The sequence below is a fragment of the Vibrio sp. RE86 genome (genome assembly GCF_013114545.1).
GTDB lineage: Bacteria > Pseudomonadota > Gammaproteobacteria > Enterobacterales > Vibrionaceae > Vibrio.
In genome coordinates this window covers 69,409-87,307 of record NZ_VTXI01000019.1, presented here as the reverse complement: position 1 = coordinate 87,307, position 17,899 = coordinate 69,409, and the positions used below count along the sequence as shown (strand labels likewise).

The 17,899-nt window shown below is 45.3% G+C and carries 16 protein-coding genes and 2 tRNA genes; 3 read left to right on the top strand and 15 right to left on the bottom strand.

The genetic code is table 11. The features are described 5' to 3' along the window. Positions 1–82, bottom strand: a tRNA-Tyr gene (locus F0231_RS16675). A gap of 87 nt (positions 83–169) precedes the next feature. Beyond that, positions 170–254, bottom strand: a tRNA-Tyr gene (locus tag F0231_RS16670). Between the two features lie 268 nt (positions 255–522). Here F0231_RS16670 and F0231_RS16665 point away from each other — a divergent pair. Together F0231_RS16665 and vexH are read left to right on the top strand one after the other, a co-directional pair. Continuing rightward, on the top strand, positions 523–1,593 hold the full coding sequence (locus tag F0231_RS16665) for an efflux RND transporter periplasmic adaptor subunit (protein ID WP_171760832.1): 1,071 nt from the start codon (positions 523–525) through the stop codon (positions 1,591–1,593). Beyond that, positions 1,593–4,715 carry a vibriobactin export RND transporter permease subunit VexH gene (gene vexH / locus F0231_RS16660; protein WP_171760831.1) on the top strand — a complete coding sequence of 1,041 codons (3,123 nt, stop codon included), beginning with the start codon at positions 1,593–1,595 and terminating at the stop codon, positions 4,713–4,715. The genes F0231_RS16665 and vexH overlap by 1 nt, the downstream gene beginning before the upstream one ends. A 180-nt stretch (positions 4,716–4,895) precedes the next feature. Here vexH and F0231_RS16655 read toward each other — a convergent pair whose 3' ends face one another. Then, entirely contained in the window at positions 4,896–5,495 is a 600-nt protein-coding gene (locus F0231_RS16655; protein ID WP_171760830.1) for a YitT family protein, read from the bottom strand. A 367-nt stretch (positions 5,496–5,862) separates the two neighbouring features. Here F0231_RS16655 and glyA point away from each other — a divergent pair, with 367 nt between their 5' ends. Further along, positions 5,863–7,113, top strand: a complete 1,251-nt coding sequence (gene glyA, locus F0231_RS16650) for a serine hydroxymethyltransferase (RefSeq protein ID WP_171760829.1) — start codon at positions 5,863–5,865, stop codon at positions 7,111–7,113. Positions 7,114–7,516: 403 nt separating this feature from the next. On the opposite strand, the gene F0231_RS16645 is transcribed toward glyA, so the two are convergent. The 12 genes from F0231_RS16645 to lptE form a co-directional block, all read right to left on the bottom strand. After that, entirely contained in the window at positions 7,517–7,843 is a 327-nt protein-coding gene (locus tag F0231_RS16645) for a hypothetical protein (RefSeq protein ID WP_171760828.1), read from the bottom strand. Between the two features lie 136 nt (positions 7,844–7,979). Then, positions 7,980–8,945: a lipoyl synthase gene (lipA, locus tag F0231_RS16640; RefSeq protein ID WP_171760827.1), complete on the bottom strand. Its 966-nt coding sequence runs from the start codon at positions 8,943–8,945 to the stop codon at positions 7,980–7,982. 17 nt (positions 8,946–8,962) lie between these two features. Then, positions 8,963–9,616, bottom strand: coding sequence for a lipoyl(octanoyl) transferase LipB (gene lipB, locus F0231_RS16635; protein ID WP_171760826.1), 654 nt, complete (start codon positions 9,614–9,616; stop codon positions 8,963–8,965). A 194-nt stretch (positions 9,617–9,810) separates the two neighbouring features. Next, a complete protein-coding gene (gene ybeD / locus F0231_RS16630) occupies positions 9,811–10,089 on the bottom strand; it encodes a DUF493 family protein YbeD (RefSeq protein WP_004415161.1) in 279 nt (92 codons plus the stop codon). 149 nt (positions 10,090–10,238) lie between these two features. Continuing rightward, complete coding sequence (locus F0231_RS16625) at positions 10,239–11,417, bottom strand: serine hydrolase (RefSeq protein WP_171760825.1); 1,179 nt, start codon at positions 11,415–11,417, stop codon at positions 10,239–10,241. Between the two features lie 89 nt (positions 11,418–11,506). After that, a complete protein-coding gene (locus tag F0231_RS16620; RefSeq protein ID WP_171760824.1) occupies positions 11,507–12,289 on the bottom strand; it encodes a septal ring lytic transglycosylase RlpA family protein in 783 nt (260 codons plus the stop codon). Further along, positions 12,290–13,411, bottom strand: a complete 1,122-nt coding sequence (gene rodA / locus F0231_RS16615; protein ID WP_171760823.1) for a rod shape-determining protein RodA — start codon at positions 13,409–13,411, stop codon at positions 12,290–12,292. Position 13,412: 1 nt separating this feature from the next. Continuing rightward, positions 13,413–15,299 (bottom strand): penicillin-binding protein 2, encoded by a 1,887-nt coding sequence (gene mrdA, locus F0231_RS16610; RefSeq protein WP_171760822.1) that lies wholly within the window; start codon positions 15,297–15,299, stop codon positions 13,413–13,415. Positions 15,300–15,305: 6 nt separating this feature from the next. Then, a complete protein-coding gene (rlmH, locus tag F0231_RS16605; protein ID WP_171760821.1) occupies positions 15,306–15,776 on the bottom strand; it encodes a 23S rRNA (pseudouridine(1915)-N(3))-methyltransferase RlmH in 471 nt (156 codons plus the stop codon). Between the two features lie 3 nt (positions 15,777–15,779). Further along, the gene (rsfS, locus tag F0231_RS16600) at positions 15,780–16,097 is read right to left on the bottom strand and encodes a ribosome silencing factor (protein WP_171760820.1); all 318 of its coding nucleotides are present in this window, start codon (positions 16,095–16,097) and stop codon (positions 15,780–15,782) included. Between the two features lie 72 nt (positions 16,098–16,169). After that, positions 16,170–17,183: a DNA polymerase III subunit delta gene (gene holA / locus F0231_RS16595; protein WP_171760819.1), complete on the bottom strand. Its 1,014-nt coding sequence runs from the start codon at positions 17,181–17,183 to the stop codon at positions 16,170–16,172. Between the two features lie 5 nt (positions 17,184–17,188). After that, positions 17,189–17,839: an LPS assembly lipoprotein LptE gene (lptE, locus tag F0231_RS16590; RefSeq protein ID WP_171760818.1), complete on the bottom strand. Its 651-nt coding sequence runs from the start codon at positions 17,837–17,839 to the stop codon at positions 17,189–17,191. Positions 17,840–17,899 lie beyond the last annotated feature (60 nt).

The following is a 17,899-nucleotide window of genomic DNA, read 5'->3' as shown; positions in this document are numbered from 1 at the left end:
TGGAGGGGGACGGATTCGAACCATCGAAGGCAGTGCCAGCAGATTTACAGTCTGATCCCTTTGGCCACTCGGGAACCCCTCCAGGGTATTTTTATACTTAATTGTGAGTTTCCCAACCTAACAATCAAGTTGTTCTAACGTTTAAAAGGAGTAAACATCAGAAAGAATATGGTGGAGGGGGACGGATTCGAACCATCGAAGGCAGTGCCAGCAGATTTACAGTCTGATCCCTTTGGCCACTCGGGAACCCCTCCAGGGTGTTTTTATACTTAATTGATGATTTCCCAACTCATCTCTCAAGTGCGGAGCGAATCATAGCAAACTCGCTCAAGCTGTAAAGCGTTTTCTTATAATTTCGAATCGAATGGTGCCTTTTTGGGCAAAGATGGTAGGAATTGAGCATAAAGCTCAAACAATCAACGGCTTTACTTACATAATATTTCTCGCTCTTTACATTACTTGACGTTCAGAATGTTAATTAGCGGATACAATACAACGAGTTTATTTAAGCAGAATCTAACCATGAAAAACAAAATTATTCTGAGTCTAGTCGCTTTATCTATTTTGGCTGCCTCTCCTGCTGCTCTGGCGAAAAGGAAAGGGCCATCGAGCGTCACTGTTGTTACTGAGCAAGTGCAAACTCATCAAGTTTCCCAGTCTCTTTCACTTGTCGGTAAGTTGGATGCTGAACAGTCGGTTGCGATTTCGCCTGAAGTCACAGGTAAGGTTGATGTGATTGCCGTTAGCGCGAACCAAAATGTGCAAAAAGGGCAGCTTTTAATCCAATTAAATGATGATAAAGCACGTGCTGCAGTGACCGAAGCGAACGCTTACCTTAAAGATGAACAACGTAAACTGAAAGAATTTGAACGTTTGGTGAAGCGCAACGCGATCACTCAAACTGAAATCGACGCTCAAAAAGCCAGTGTCGATATAGCCCAAGCACGCCTAGATGCGGCGAATGCTGAGTTAAAAGACCTCCATATTGCCGCGCCATTTAATGGCACAGTCGGTTTTATCGATTTTAGCCGCGGAAAAATGGTCAGTGTCGGTGATGAACTGCTGACACTTGATGATCTTTCTGTCATGCAGCTCGACTTACAAGTGCCTGAGCGTTACCTCTCTCAACTGTCACAAGGTATGAAGGTAACAGCAACAACGGCGGCTTGGTCTGGGCAAATCTTTGAAGGCGAAGTGGTTGGTATTGATTCTCGTATTAACGCCGAAACACTGAATTTGCGCGTTCGAATTCACTTTGAGAACCCTGAGCAATATCTAAAACCAGGCATGCTGGTTTCGGCTGATATGGATTTCCCTGCGATTGAAGCGCCAATTATCCCTGTACAGGCTCTGGAGTACTCGGGCACTAAACGTTTTGTTTACGTTGTCGGTGACGATAATAAAGCGAAGCGCACTCAAGTGATTTTAGGCGCTCGAGTTGAAAACCAAGTGGTTATCGAGGAAGGCCTAAACATCGGCGAAAAGATTGTCGTTCAAGGTATTGTAAACATGCGTGATGGTGTGGCTGTCAGCGAATTAGGCAGCGACGGACGTCCAAAAACGGCACAAAAGAGTCAAGAAGGGGCTAACTAATGCTGTTATCTGATGTGTCTGTAAAGAGGCCAGTGGCGGCTTTTGTTTTAAGTTTGCTGTTATGTGTCTTTGGTATAGTCTCGTTTAGTAAGCTTGCAGTACGTGAGATGCCTGACATTGAGAGTCCGGTTGTCTCTATCAGTACTCGTTATGAAGGTGCGTCTGCGACGATCATCGAAAGCCAAATTACCTCGAATCTAGAGGATCAGCTTTCAGGGATCAGTGGGATTGATGAGATTTCATCAACAACGCGCAATAGCATGTCGCGTATTACGATTACTTTTGAACTCGGTTACGACTTAAACACGGGTGTGAGTGACGTGCGTGATGCGGTTGCGCGCGCACAACGTTCGTTACCTGATGAAGCCGACGATCCAATTGTATATAAGAACAATGGCTCAGGGGAGGCGTCACTTTACATCAACCTCAGCTCGTCAGAGATGGACCGTACTCAGTTAACCGATTATGTTGACCGAGTGCTTCTCGACCGTTTCAGTTTGATTTCAGGCGTTAGCTCAGTGGATGTGTCGGGCGGCTTGTACAAAGTAATGTACGTGAAGCTAAAGCCTGAGCAAATGGCGGGGCGTGGCGTTACAACAACAGACATCACTTCAGCCCTGCGCAGTGAAAATATCGAGAGCCCAGGCGGCGAAGTGCGTAACGACCAGATTGTTATGTCTGTACGCACGGCGCGTAGCTACAACCAAGCAGAAGATTTTGAATACTTAGTCGTGAAGCGCGCGAGCGACAGCTCTCCTATCTATTTAAAAGATGTCGCTGATGTTTACATTGGCGCAGAAAACGAAAACTCTACCTTTAAGAGTGATGGTGTCGTCAATGTAAGTATGGGGATTGTGCCGCAATCGGATGCAAACCCACTTGAAGTGGCCTCGTTGGTTCATAAGCAAGTTGAAGATATCCAGCAGTTCTTGCCAGAAGGTACGCGACTGGCGATTGATTACGACTCAACAGTATTCATCGAACGTTCGATCGCTGAAGTGTACAGCACGCTATTCATCACTGGCGGCCTAGTGATACTGGTTCTGTATATTTTCATTGGTCAGGCTCGTGCAACCCTAATCCCTGCGGTTACGGTACCTGTCTCTTTGATTTCATCGTTTATTGCCGCCTATTACTTTGGCTTCTCAATCAACCTGATCACCCTGATGGCACTCATCTTGTCGATTGGCTTGGTTGTGGATGATGCGATCGTTGTGGTTGAAAATATCTTCCATCATATCGAGAACGGTGAGAAGCCTCTACTTGCTGCTTATAAAGGGACGCGTGAGGTTGGCTTTGCTGTTATTGCTACTACCTTGGTACTGGTGATGGTATTCCTGCCAATCTCGTTTATGGATGGCATGGTAGGCCTGCTGTTTACTGAGTTCTCTGTATTGCTTGCGATGTCGGTAATCTTCTCATCGTTGATTGCATTAACGCTTACGCCGGTCCTTGGCAGTAAGCTTCTTAAAGCGAATGTAAAACCGAATCGATTTAACCAGTTTATCGATCGCATGTTTGGTCGTTTAGAATCTGGTTACCGCAAAGTTCTTAAAGGCGCTTTGAAGTGGAAATGGGCAGCTCCGGTTATCATCATGTCATGTATTGGCGGCAGCTGGGGACTGATGCAACAAGTACCTGCGCAGCTTACACCCTCTGAAGACCGAGGTGTTATTTTTGCCTTCGTTCGTGGTGCTGATGCGACCAGTTATAACCGCATGGCAGCGAACATGGATATTGTCGAAGGGCGTTTAATGCCTCTGCTCGGACAAGGCTTCCTGAAGTCATTCAGTATCCAGTCGCCAGCATTTGGTGGCAACGCGGGTGATCAGACGGGTTTTGTTATTATGATTCTCGATGACTGGAATGACCGCGATGTAACGGCTCAAGAGTCATTAGGACAAGTGCGTAAAGCTCTCGCTGGCATTCCAGATGTGCGCGTATTCCCATTTATGCCTGGTTTCCGTGGTGGTTCGAGTGAACCTGTACAGTTTGTGTTAGGTGGTTCTGACTATGCAGAGCTAAAAACATGGGCAGAGAAACTAGAGCAGATAGCAGAAGAGTCGCCGTTTATGGAAGGAGCTGACATCAACTACTCTGAGAAAACACCAGAGCTTGTTGTTTCTGTTGATAAACAGCGTGCGGCTGAGTTAGGCATTAGTGTTCAGGAGATTTCTGAAACGCTAGAGATCATGCTAGGTGGTAAGAGCGAAACAACGTTTGTCGAGCGCGGTGAAGAGTATGATGTTTACCTGCGTGGCGATGAAGACAGCTTTAACAATGCGGCTGACTTGAGCCAGATTTACATGCGTACTTCGTCAGGTGAGTTAGTGACGCTTGATGCGGTCACTAAGATTGAAGAGGTGGCATCATCCATTCGACTGTCTCACTACAACAAGCAAAAATCGGTGACGATTACGGCGAACCTCTCTGATGGTTACACGCTAGGTGAGGCGCTAGATTTCTTAGATCAGCAAGCGATTGACATTCTGCCGGGTGATATTTCTGTAAGCTATTCGGGTGAGTCTAAAGACTACAAAGAGAATCAATCGAGCATCCTTGTTGTCTTTGCTCTTGCATTGCTGGTGGCTTACTTAGTTTTAGCAGCGCAGTTTGAAAGCTTTATTAACCCGCTGGTTGTAATGTTTACCGTGCCTATGGGCGTATTTGGCGGCTTCCTTGGTCTATTTATAATGGGGCAAGGGCTCAATATCTATAGTCAGATTGGTATGATCATGCTGATTGGTATGGTGACCAAAAACGGTATCTTGATTGTCGAGTTTGCCAACCAGCTTCGTGACCGTGGTATTGAGTTTGAAAAAGCGATTGTTGATGCATCAGCACGCCGCTTACGCCCGATTATGATGACGGCATTTACAACGCTTGCTGGCGCGATTCCTCTGATTATGTCTACAGGTGCGGGCTACGAGAGCCGAGTGGCGGTTGGTACGGTGATCTTCTTTGGTATGGGCTTTGCGACCTTGGTGACGCTGTTTGTTATCCCTGCTATGTATCGTTTGATCTCGGCAAGCACTCAAGCGCCAGGTCATGTGGAAGCGGAGCTAAACAGAGAATTGAGCCACGATGTCAAAGCGCGTACTTCGCATGGTGAGCTGAGTTAAATACGCAGTAATAGCGCTTGTTCTATGGTTTATTCAATCATTTCCATAGAGCGACGAAGGAGAGAGTAGGGAATCTCTAGAGGCTTGCTACTCACTCTTGAGGGTGACGAAATTACTGACTCAAACGAAAAAGGGTTGACGTTTTTAAGCGTCAACCCTTTTGTTTATGAGCTCGTAGCTTTATCCGTAAGTCACTGTATATCGAGTTGGCTTATGGTTCATGGCCAGTACCAAGTTAAGCGCAATAGCCCCTAGAATGGATAAACCAATCACTTCTGGTGAGACAAAGAAGAACGAAGCAACCAAAATACAGAAATCGATCACAAGCTGTGATTTCCCGACTGAAATACCGAATCTATCTTGGATAAACAGGCACAGCACATTAAATCCGCCAAGACTTGAGCGATGACGGAATAAAATGAGCATCCCAAGCCCCATCAGTAGGCCGCCAGCAATCGCACAATACACTTCATTCACGCTGTCTAAACTGATCACTAAATAGAGGTGATCAGCCAAAATAGAAACTAAAGCACCTGAAATGGCACTATTAAAGGCGAAACGTGAACCAAAACGCTTCCACGCCAGTAAGTAAAAAGGACAGTTAGCGACAAAATAAAGTGTACCGAATGATAACGAGACAAATTGACTCGCAAGCAGAGCCAGTCCGGTTGTGCCGCCTGTCAGCAAAGACGCTGATTGAAGAAAGAAGACGCCTTGAGCAACAAGGAAAGTGCCAGTCAAAATTGCGATCCAATCTTCTTTTCTTGAGTGTTTTTCCATCAATTTTAAATTTAACTAGTCAATAATGGCGTGCATACTATTTAAAAATGAATGATTTCGGTAGCTTGAGACATAAATTTAAGGTAAACCTATGTAATCATCGTTTTACGGAGTGTAAAGGACAGAATTGACACTTTTCGCAAGTTATTACTTTTGGAAATGGTCATCATGATATTCTTCGTAAAGCATTATGAGAAAACTGCATGAGAAAAATTTAAATTTTCTCTTTATGACCTAGATCAAATTATGTAGAATGCGCGTCATTAGCTTAATGCAAACGTTTGCGTCAGGTAAAAAACGTCGGTATTAAGGTCAGAAATCAGTTTTTTTGAAATTTTTAAGTCTTAATCTGAGTCAGGAGATACAGATGCTAAAGCGTGATATGAACATCGCTGATTACGATGCGGAACTGTTCGCAGCAATCCAAGAAGAAACTCTTCGCCAGGAAGAACACATCGAACTAATCGCTTCTGAAAACTACACAAGCCCACGTGTAATGGAAGCTCAAGGTTCTCAGCTAACTAACAAGTACGCTGAAGGTTACCCAGGCAAGCGCTACTACGGTGGTTGTGAGTACGTTGATAAAGCTGAATCTCTAGCTATCAACCGTGCATGTGAACTATTCGGTTGTGAGTACGCAAACGTACAGCCACACTCTGGTTCTCAAGCAAACAGCGCTGTTTACATGGCACTGCTAAACCCAGGCGATACGGTTCTAGGTATGAGCCTAGCGCACGGTGGTCACCTGACTCACGGTTCACCAGTAAACTTCTCTGGTAAGCACTACAACGTTATTCCTTACGGTATCGACGAAGCTGGTCAAATCAACTACGACGAGATGGAGCAACTGGCTTTAGAGCACAAGCCTAAGATGATCATCGGTGGTTTCTCAGCTTACTCTCAAATCGTTGACTGGGCTCGCATGCGTGAAATCGCAGACAAAGCTGGCGCGTACCTATTCGTAGATATGGCTCACGTTGCAGGTCTAATCGCAGCAGGCGAATACCCAACACCAGTACCTCACGCTCACGTTGTGACAACAACAACGCACAAGACACTAGCAGGCCCACGTGGCGGTCTAATTCTGTCTAACGCTGGCGAAGAGATGTACAAGAAGCTGAACTCAGCAGTATTCCCAGGTGGTCAAGGTGGTCCTCTAATGCACGTTATCGCTGGTAAAGCAGTAGCGTTCAAAGAAGCAATGGAGCCAGAATTCAAAGCTTACCAAGCTCGCGTAGTGAAAAACGCAAAAGCGATGGTTGCCCAGTTCCAAGAGCGTGGTTACAAAATCGTATCTAACGGTACTGAAAACCACCTGTTCCTAGTTGACCTAATCGACAAGGACATCACAGGTAAAGATGCAGATGCAGCACTAGGTGCAGCAAACATCACTGTAAACAAAAACTCAGTACCAAACGATCCACGTAGCCCATTTGTTACTTCAGGTATCCGTGTAGGTTCGCCAGCAATCACTCGTCGTGGTTTCACTGAAGCAGACGCAACTGAGCTAGCAAACTGGATGTGTGACGTTCTAGATAACATCGGCAACGAAGAAGTTATCGAAGCAACGAAAGCAAAAGTACTAGAAATTTGTAAGCGTCTTCCAGTTTACGCGTAATTTTTCTTCGTAGAGTGAGCGAATTTCTGCGTCGAATATACTCATTTGCTAGCGCAAACTCCGTGTATTCTCCTTGAACTTCACACATCTACTTTGAAAAGAATAAAAGCTCTATCGTTTGATAGAGCTTTTTAGTAGGCGTAGTGTAAATAACTAGAGCCAACTCAGTTTGAAAATGAATTGAAGCCTCATCATTTGATGGGGCTTTTTTGATCTTGAGATTCTGCCATTTCATATACGGGAACGACGAAGGAGTGAGTAGGGAATCTCAAAAAGCCTGCTACTTGCTAGAAGATATCTTCAACTCGTTCGTTCCTTACTTTTGAGGATGACAGATTGACTTAGCCAAACGAAAAAGGGTTGACGTTTTTAAGCGTCAACCCTTCATGCTTTCGAAACTCGTTTACTTAGGCAGGCTAATCAAAGTACCTGACTTGCACTTAAACGAGTAGTACTTACGGCTTTCGCTGAACTTACCCAAACCTTCGCCATCACAGTAGTCGAAGTTGATGTCACGCATTGTTGCTAGTGTTTCTTCACTGTTTAGCGAGAACTTAGAACCATCGGCACAAACGATGCGAACGCGCTCATCGTCGCTGACTGAGTAAAGGGATACATCTGTGTTACAAAGCTCAAAAGAGGCTTCACGAAAGTTGTCTTGCTTTGTATTCGATGCACAGCCAGCGGTTAATGTTGCAAGGGCGATTGCAACTAATCCAATCTTCTTCATATTAAATCCTTGGATGACTTTTTCTTTATTCATAACTGTTTGCTCAGACTATATAAGAGTGTGTCTCGATTCAACCGCAGAAACAAAAAAGGCTGACTTATACAAGTCAGCCTCTAGTCATAAGCTTAGCGAATCATTAGCTGATTTCAACGCCTTGAGCTTGAAGGTCTGCGTGGTACGAAGAACGTACGAATGGACCACATGCAGCATGCGTGAAGCCAAGTTCTAGTGCGATCTCTTTAAGCTCATCAAACTCTGATGGTGGAACATAACGTTCAACCGGAAGGTGGTGACGGCTTGGTGCTAGGTATTGACCTAGCGTTAGCATTGTCACGCCGTGAGCACGGAGATCTTTCAGTACTTCAACGATCTCTTCTTTCGTTTCGCCGAGGCCCATCATGATGCCAGACTTGGTCGGGATGTTTGGATGCTGCTCTTTAAACTTCTGAAGAAGCTGTAGTGACCACTTGTAGTTCGCACCTGGACGCGCCTTACGGTATAGGCGAGGAGCTGTTTCAAGGTTATGGTTGAAAACATCTGGCGGATTGTCTTTCATAAGATCAAGTGCCACATCCATACGACCACGGAAATCTGGTACCAAGGTTTCAATCTTAATGTTCGGGTTCAACGCGCGAATTTCACGGTTACAGTCCGCAAAATGCTGTGCACCACCATCACGAAGGTCATCACGGTCAACTGACGTAATTACCACGTATTTAAGCTTCATATCTTGAATGGTTTTTGCCAGCTTCTGTGGCTCGTCAGCTTCAGGAGTAAGAGGGCGCCCATGAGCAACGTCACAGAATGGACAACGACGAGTACAGATAGCACCTAAAATCATAAAGGTTGCTGTACCGTGGTTAAAACATTCCGCCAAGTTAGGGCACGATGCCTCTTCACAAACAGAGTGTAGGTTGTTTTTACGCATCGCAGACTTAATGTCTTGAATACGTTGGCTGTCCGCTGGGAGCTTGATCTTCATCCAGTCTGGTTTACGAAGAACTTTTTTTTGCTCTGTTGGCATGTTCTTTACAGGAATCAGTGCCATTTTATCAGCGTCGCGGTATTTAACGCCTTTTTCCATTTGGATTGGTTTACTCATGCTTCTCTTACTTCTCGTTACTGTTTGTCTTGAGACGCTTTGTTGAACTCTACATGGTCGTAACCGAGCAGAGGGACCAGTTCTTCGACCAGTTGTTTTTCAACGTCTGTAATGTCACTTGGTCCACCAAGTTGACTCACTTGTACCATCTCCATGCCAGCGTAACCGCAAGGGTTAATGCGATGAAAAGGAGAGAGGTCCATGTTTACATTCAGCGCCAAACCATGGAACGAACAACCTTTACGGATGCGCAATCCTAAGGAACAGATTTTTTTACCATCTACATAAACACCCGGTGCATCTGGGCGAGCTGCAGAGTCGATATTGTATGTTTTTAGCGTGTTGATGACGAGATTCTCAATGTGAGTGACGAGATCTCGCACACCTATTTTTTTACGACGAAGGTTAATCAGGAAATAGGCCACTAACTGGCCAGGACCATGATAAGTCACTTGTCCACCGCGGTCACTCTGCACCACTGGGATATCGCCAGTGTTTAGAAGGTGTTCTGCTTTGCCTGCTTGTCCTTGAGTGAAGACTGGGTTGTGCTCCACTAACCAAACCTCGTCTGCTGTCTCGTCAGTACGATTGTCGGTGAAGTCATGCATTGCTTGCCAAATTGGCTCGTAATCCTGTCTTCCTAGATGTTTAACAACAAGCTGGTTATGCATTCCGCTTTCCATCGTCGATCAATAAAGTTAACGGATTATAAACTGCTTCTGGAAATGGAACTATATGCCAGTAACACATTTTTAACCCTAGAGTTTTTGTAGGATATTTATCTATTTGATATCTAAAAAGAAAGCAGCTTTCGCTGCTTTCAAAAAAATTTGATTGTATCAAATTTACTTAGGGTTAATAGACCCTACAGAACCATGCGTACGATGTCGATTTCACCTAGCTCTTTGTAAAGCGTTTCAACTTGCTCGATAGAAGTTGCAGTGATGTTGACCGATACAGAGTGGTAATTGCCCTTAGCACTTGGCTTAACGGTAGGGCTGTAATCACCTGGAGCATGGCGTTGAATAACTTCAAGAACCTTTTCTGGAAGTTCAGGTTTAGCGTAACCCATTACCTTGTAAGTAAAAGAACAAGGGAACTCTAGCAGGTCTTTCAGTTTTGCATCTGAGTTAATGTTCAGCATTGTGTAACTCCAAGTTGAAAGTCTTTAATTTCAGCGCGGAATAGTAATGCCTATCGAGATTGAACTCAAGGAAGCACTATAGAGGCTGATAATATCGATAAAATTAAAAAAGCCGCACTTGGCGGCTTTCGATAAGCTAAGTACAGAAATTACAAGAAGCTTTTAAACAGCATCACAATGTAATCCCATAGGCGGCTAAATAGGCTACCTTGCTCTACATCTTCTAGAGCCAGAAGTGGGTACTCTGCAATATCTTCACCTTCTAGTTGATAGTATAGCTTACCAACTACGTCACCTTTCATAATTGGGGCTTCTAGCTCTTTTTCAAGGATAAAGCTTGCTTGAAGGCTTTTCGCTTGGCCGCGAGGAAGCGTTACGTAGGTGTCTTGGTCAAGACCTAGAGCAACAGTATCTTTGTTACCCATCCAGATTTTTTCTTCGACGAAGGTTTCACCTGCTTTGTGAGGTGCCACTGTTTCGAAGAAACGGAAGCCGTAGCTCAGTAGTTTCTTACTTTCAGATTTACGCGCGTTTGCATTCTTAGTGCCCATTACAACCGCGACAAGGCGCATTTTACCTTCAGTTGCTGAGCTAACTAAGCTGTAACCTGCATTGCTAGTGTGGCCAGTTTTGATACCGTCAACGTTCATGCTTTTATCCCAAAGCAGGCCGTTGCGGTTGTATTGAGTAATACCGTTGTAAGTGTATTTCTTCTCTGAGTAGATACGGTACTCGTCTGGAACGTCACGGATCAGTGCGCTACCCAGTAGAGCCATATCGTAAGGCGTTGAGTAAAGGTCAGGGTGGTCTAAGCCATGAACGTTACCAAAATGAGTATCTTTCATGCCGATGGTATCAGCCCACGCGTTCATTAGGTCAACGAAGGCATCTTCAGAGCCTGCAATGTGCTCAGCCATTGCAACACATGCATCGTTACCTGATTGGATGATGATACCTCGGTTTAGGTCTTCAACTTTTACTGTTGTGCCGACTTCGATGAACATCTTCGATGAGTCAGGGAAGTTTTTCGCCCATGCATTTTTGCTGATCGTAACTTCGTCCTCAAGCGAGATGTTACCACGCTCAAGCTCTTGGCCGACTACATAGCTGGTCATCATCTTAGTCAAACTTGCTGGAGACAACTTAGTGTTCATCTCTTTTTCAGCAAGAACTTTACCTGAATGAAAGTCCATTAGTACGTAGCCTTTCGCTGCGATTTGAGGCGCGTCAGGAACAACGATTGGCGAAGCGAAAGCAGACGATGCGATGGTTGCAGAAAGCGCAATTGAAGACGCACACACTGTTTTAATTAGTGATGTTTTTTTCATAGTGACTACAGGTTTATCTTTAACTGTCCATATCTTAACAGAATCAATCACTCAAACCAGTGTAGGGATTAAGTACACTGGATTGAGGACTAGTGGGATTTAATGAAAGCGCTGGTGTAACCCAACTCTTTTACTTGTTCTAGTGCCTTTTGGGAGAGCATATAGTCGTTAAATGGCCCTAACAACACACGATGGATATCGTTGCCAGACTTAACATAGCTCTTTACCGATAACTTTTGACTCAGGTCTTGCGCTAAAGTTTCAACTCTATCTTGGTGTTTTGACGAGGCTACTTGAACAACAAACTTTGGCAGCGCTTCTTGTTTGTGCGCCTGAGTAGGTCTATCTACGGAAATAACCTCAATAGCCACATTAGCTGTACCAGTGCGAATGACATCAAGCTTCAGTGCCGCAGCATAACTTAAATCAATGATACGACCTTCATGGAAAGGGCCTCGGTCATTAACACGAACAACGGTGGTTTTGCCGTTGTCCTTGTTGGTGACTTTGACATAACTCGGGATCGGCAGTTCTTTGTGGGCCGCAGTCATCGAGTACATGTCGTAAATTTCACCATTCGAGGTCAAATGGCCATGGAACTTCTTCCCGTACCAAGACGCTTTACCTTCCTGCTTAAAGCCTTTTGGGTCTTTAATGATGGTGTAGCTTTCACCGCGTAAGGTGTAATTGCTGTTACCACCTAAGCTATATGGTTCGTATTGGGGGGTCGCATCTTCAATATGATCAACATTGATCGGCGCATCGGGCGCGATATCATCATCAATGGTATAGCGCTTTGTTGGATCAGAAGAGCACCCAGCAAGAATCAGGCTTGCGGTTAGCATTGGGATCAGTAGCTGTTTGTTTATCATTTATATAGCCTTTGAGAATGCTTTTCTATGAGTGTGTATCGACATCAAAATGCCAAAACCTGCCATCAATGTCACCATCGATGTGCCACCATAACTTATAAGGGGAAGTGGTACGCCAACAACAGGTAAAATCCCACTTACCATACCGATATTTACAAAGACATAAACGAAGAAGCTCAGTACGATGCTTCCCGCCATCATGCGGCCAAAGGCAGTCTGTGCTTTGCTGGCCAACACGAGTCCACGCCCTATGATAAATAGGTAGAGGCTAAGCAGTAATAAGATACCGATTAGGCCCCACTCCTCAGCGATAACGGCGAAGATAAAATCGGTATGGCGCTCTGGTAAGAACTCAAGTTGAGACTGAGTGCCTTGCAACCAACCTTTTCCTGGGATTCCCCCAGAGCCAATAGCAATCTTACTTTGAATGATATGGTAACCCGCGCCGAGTGGGTCAGATTCAGGGTCGAACAGTGTCCTTACGCGAACTTTTTGATACTCGCGCATCAAGAAGAACCATAAAATTGGTAAGAAAGCACCGACCGCACATACCGCGGCAAAGATGATCTTCCAACTAATACCTGCAAGGAAAATGACGAAGATACCTGATGCGGCAATCAGGATAGATGTACCTAGATCGGGTTGCTTAGCAATTAAAATGGTTGGAACAAATACCATAACCAAAGAGATCACTAAGGTTTGGAAAGTTGGCGGTAGTGAGCGCTTACCAATAAAGCGCGCGACCATCAATGGCACGGCCAGTTTGAGTAGCTCTGAAGGTTGAAAACGAACAAAGCCCAAGTTTAGCCAACGTTGAGCCCCTTTTGATGCTTCGCCGAAAAAGAGAACACCTAGCAGTAAAATAACGCCACCGACAAACATGAGAGGCGCTAGTGCTTCGTAGGTTCGAGGTGGAATCTGAGCCAAAATAAGCATAACGCCAAGGGATAATCCCATACGCATCGCTTGACGATCCATCATGGCAAGGCTTTGACCACTGGCACTGTACATAACAATCAAGCCAAAGCCCATTAAGACCAGAATGCCGAGTAGCAAAGGGAGATCTAGGTGGAAGCGTTCAAACAGAGCGCGGTTTTCACCAGTTGCTGGATTTAAATCCATATTATTTCGCCTCTTGATTATCTAACACAACGTGGTCAAATATTCTTCTCACTACAGGGCCTCCTTGTGAAGAACCGCCACCTGCGTTCTCTAATACGATAGTTACGATCAATTCCGGATCGTCAATTGGAGCGAAGCCGGTAAATAATGCATGGTCACGTAGGTGTTCAGCAATTTCATCAGCATTGTATTTTTCATCTTCACCAAGGCCGAAGACTTGTGCGGTTCCCGATTTACCAGCGGTCATGTAATCCATTTTGGTAAATGATCGACGGGCTGTGCCTTTCTTACCATGGTTTACTAGGCGCATACCTTCGATGGCGAGATCCCAATATTTATCTTTAACCCCTTCAACAGGAGGGTAGGTATAGCTTTCTAAGCCTGATAACTCATGTTTTTCAAACTTCTGTCCATTGACGATGGTTGCTCTTAGCAAGTGAGGTGCGACACGCTGACCTCGGTTAACCAAAACTGAGGTTGCTTTTGCGATCTGCATTGGTGTTGCAGTCCAGTAACCTTGGCCTATACCGACAGGGATCGTATCCCCTTGATACCAAGGTACACGGTGACGCGCCATTTTCCATTCACGGGTGGGCATGTTGGCCTTACTTTCTTCGTGAATATCTATACCGGTATAATCACCAAAACCGAACATCATCATCCAACGAGAAATACGGTCGATACCCATGTCATAAGCTACTTGATAGAAGAAGGTATCCACCGACTCTTCAATGGACTTAACAATATCAACCTCGCCGTGTCCCCACGCTAACCAGTCGCGAAACGGGCGAGTTTTAGAGTTTGGTATTTTCCAGTATCCAGGGTCATTTCGGGTTGTATAAGGTGTGATGACGCCTTCTTGGAGCGCTGCAACCGCCATGAATGGCTTGATAGTTGACGCTGGTGGATAAATACCTAATGTGGCACGGTTAACCAGCGGTCGGTTTTTGTCGTTTAGTAGGGCGCTATACGCTTTGCTCGAAATACCATGCACAAAGGCATTGGGATCATAGCTTGGGCTTGAAACCATCGCTAACACGCCATTGTCTTTTGGATCGAGTACTACAGCACTACCACGACGGTCCGCGAGCAACTCGTGAATGTACATCTGAAGATCGATGTCGAGGTTTAAAACGATGTCTTTGCCAGGAACGGGAGGTACGTATTTAAGCGTTCGAATCACTCGGCCGCGGCTATTCACTTCAACTTCCTGGTAACCCGCCGTACCATGCAGCATATCTTCGTAGAATCGCTCGATACCTAACTTACCGATGTCACGGGTCGCTTGATAGTTAGCGTCTTTCTCTTCACGTACTAATCGTTGCATATCACGGTCATTAATGCGTGAGACATAGCCAATGACGTGAGTCAATACTTCGCCATAAGGGTAATGACGTTTTAAGGCGGCATTAATTGAAACGCCAGGAAAGTTGTGTTGATTGACCGAAAACTTAGCGGTTTGCTCAGGTGTTAACTGAGTCAAAATAGGGACCGACTTAAAGCGGCGTGTTTGCTTGCGTTCACGCGAAAAGCGTTCCACCTGTTCTGGTGTTATGGTCAAAATCTGTTGAAGACGTTGGATAGTATCATCCATGTCTTTGATCTTTTCAGGCGTGATCTCGAGGCTAAATACTGGGCGGTTTTCCGCGAGCAGTTTTCCGTTTCTGTCGTAAATTAAACCTCGGTTAGGGGCAATAGGTACGACCTTGATTCGGTTGTCATTCGAGCGCGTTTTGTAATCTTGGAATTGATTAACTTGGATATTGTAGAGGTTGGTGACGAGCACTCCCATCATTGCCACAATACCAATGAAAGCGACAATAGCGCGGCTTTTAAAAAGTCGCGCTTCTTCCTGGTAATCCCTTATCTGGGTACGCTTTCGTAACATTTACGGTTATTCTCGATGGTATGGGTGGTTAGCAGTAATGCTCCACGCTCGGTATAAACTTTCAGCCATAACAATGCGTACCAGAGGGTGAGGTAACGTCAGGGCTGACAATGACCAACTTTGATCCGCCGCCGCTTTACATGCTGGAGCTAACCCTTCAGGGCCACCGATCAAAATAGACACATCTCGACCGTCTAGCTTCCAACTTTCCAACTGCTCTGCAAGTTGAGGGGTGTCCCACTTTTTGCCAGGGATGTCGAGAGTAACAATTCGACTTCCTTTTGGCACTGCAGCAAGCATCGCTTCGCCTTCTTTTTGCAGAATTCTTGCAATATCGGCATTTTTTCCGCGTTTTCCGGCTGGAATTTCAACAAGTTCTAGTGGCATGTCATGTGGGAATCGGCGCTTATACTCTTTAAAGCCCTCTTCGACCCACTTAGGCATCTTAGTGCCAACAGCAACAAGTTGTATTTTCATCGCTTAACCCCAAAGTTTTTCGAGTTGGTAAAGCTCGCGCTGCTCTTCCTGCATTACGTGTACGATAGTTGTACCCATGTCGACGACAACCCATTCGCCTTCATCTTCACCGTCAACTCCTAGAGGCTCAATGCCCGCTAGCTTTGACTCTTTTGCAACGTGTTCCGCAATAGAGACAACATGACGCTTAGATGTACCAGTGCACACAACCATGTAATCTGTAATGCTTGATTTACCCTGTACATCAATAGTTTTGATGTCTTGAGCTTTCATGTCGTCGGCTTTGTCTATCAGGAAGTCGTTTAACTCTTCTAGTTGCAAGGTGTTGTCCTCATTGGTTTGTGGCAAGCCACGTATTGTTCTGTTTTGCGGCGGCGAAGTATATCACGCTTTTTATAGCTTCACTTGCGGCAGGCAAATCTCGGTACTCAACTGGTGTAATAGTGGCCAGCTAGACTGCTCGTATTGTGTTTTGGCGATCAATTCTACTTTAGTCAGTAACTGGAGCAGCGCCATAATGCGGTTGGGTGTCAGCCGCTGCAATGCTGAAGAATAAAGTGGGCGTTTGGACTGCCAAACTCTGTAGCTTTCAAAGACCTGACCAATGGATGTGGTTTTCGATTGATTCGCCATACTCAGCAGCTGAACAAGCTCTTTTTGGATTGTACGTACCAAAATGACACTTTCAGTCCCTTCCGCTTCAAGTTGGCGCAAGATACGTTGAGATCGTTTGGCTTTACCTGCCAATAGCGCATCAATCCAGTGGAATGCCGTAAAGTGGTTATGTCGACTCAATGACTCTTCCAGACGAACCAAATTAAGTACGCCATCAGGGTAGAGTAGGGCAAGTTTCTCTAAGCTCTGGGTCAAGGCAAACAAATTACCTTCATGCCACTGAGCAAGCATTTGAACCGCTTCTTGATCCGGTTTTAGGCTCAATGTTCGACAACGAGCTTGAACAAACTGAGGCAACCTTTGAATATCAGGGGTTAGACAATTAACCCAGCAGCCTTGGCCAGACAAAGATTTGAACCATTTTGCATTCTCTTGAGCTTTAGTGAGCTTGCTGCCAATCACTACTAGCATGATATCGCTGTGAAGCATCTCTGAGATAGCTAAGAGCTCTTTAGCGATCGCTGCGTTGACGCCAGATTCAGGTAATTCAAGCTCGATCAATTGTCTTGCTGAAAATAAACTCATCGCCTGACAGCAGTCGTAGACGAGGTTCCAGTCAAAGCTGTTATCAATGGCAAAGCGATGACGTTCTTCAAAACCTTGAGCGAAGGACGCTTTTTGAATGGCTTGGCGAGATTCCTGAATCAGAAGAGGTTCATTACCAAAAATAAGGTAAGTAGGGTGGAGCTGCTTAGTAAGCTGCTCCACTAAACGGTCGGCGAAAATTCGCATAACAGTTATTGATTCACTGGTGCTTCAGTTGCAGTCTGCGGTTGAGACTCATCTGTGTAGAAGGTTCTAATGCGGTATTGTTCTTCTTCTTCGCTCAGCTGAACTTCGGCCTCGGCTTCTGCTAGCTCATTAGCTTCAATGTCTGCTTTTAGACGAGCCATTTGGCGAATGATCTGTGACGCTGCCAATTTACGCATTTCATCTTCGATCATGTCACGTTCAACCGACTTTGCGAGTGCCGTCAGAGGGTTATCTAGGTAACTGCGCGTTACGCTAGTAGAGAATGTTTTAGAGCCTAACTCTGGAATCGTTACGCGGTAAGACGCTCGGAAGGTAAGTTCCTTCTCTGCCGCACGAGTATTTTGATAAAGAGAAAGTGTACGCTCGCCAACACCTTCACTCACTAGGTGCAAGTTAGGAACGTTTGCTGCCGGTGGAACGACTTCAATCTCACTCATGCGAAGCTGACCTTTCATCATGCGTGTGAAGGTGCTGTATTGGTCGTAACTGGTAAGAGACATGGTTTCTAGCTCTTCAGGGACAGAGTAATCACCACGAAGATGGAAACCACAAGCAGAAAGAAGGCTTGCCATTAAAACAACACTAGTAAGCTTGATTGACGACTTGGAAATCAGGCGTGATGCACTACGAAACATTTTTATAGGGCTCTCGATTATTGGAATACTTATCTTATGATTCTATGGCTCATATGTGAG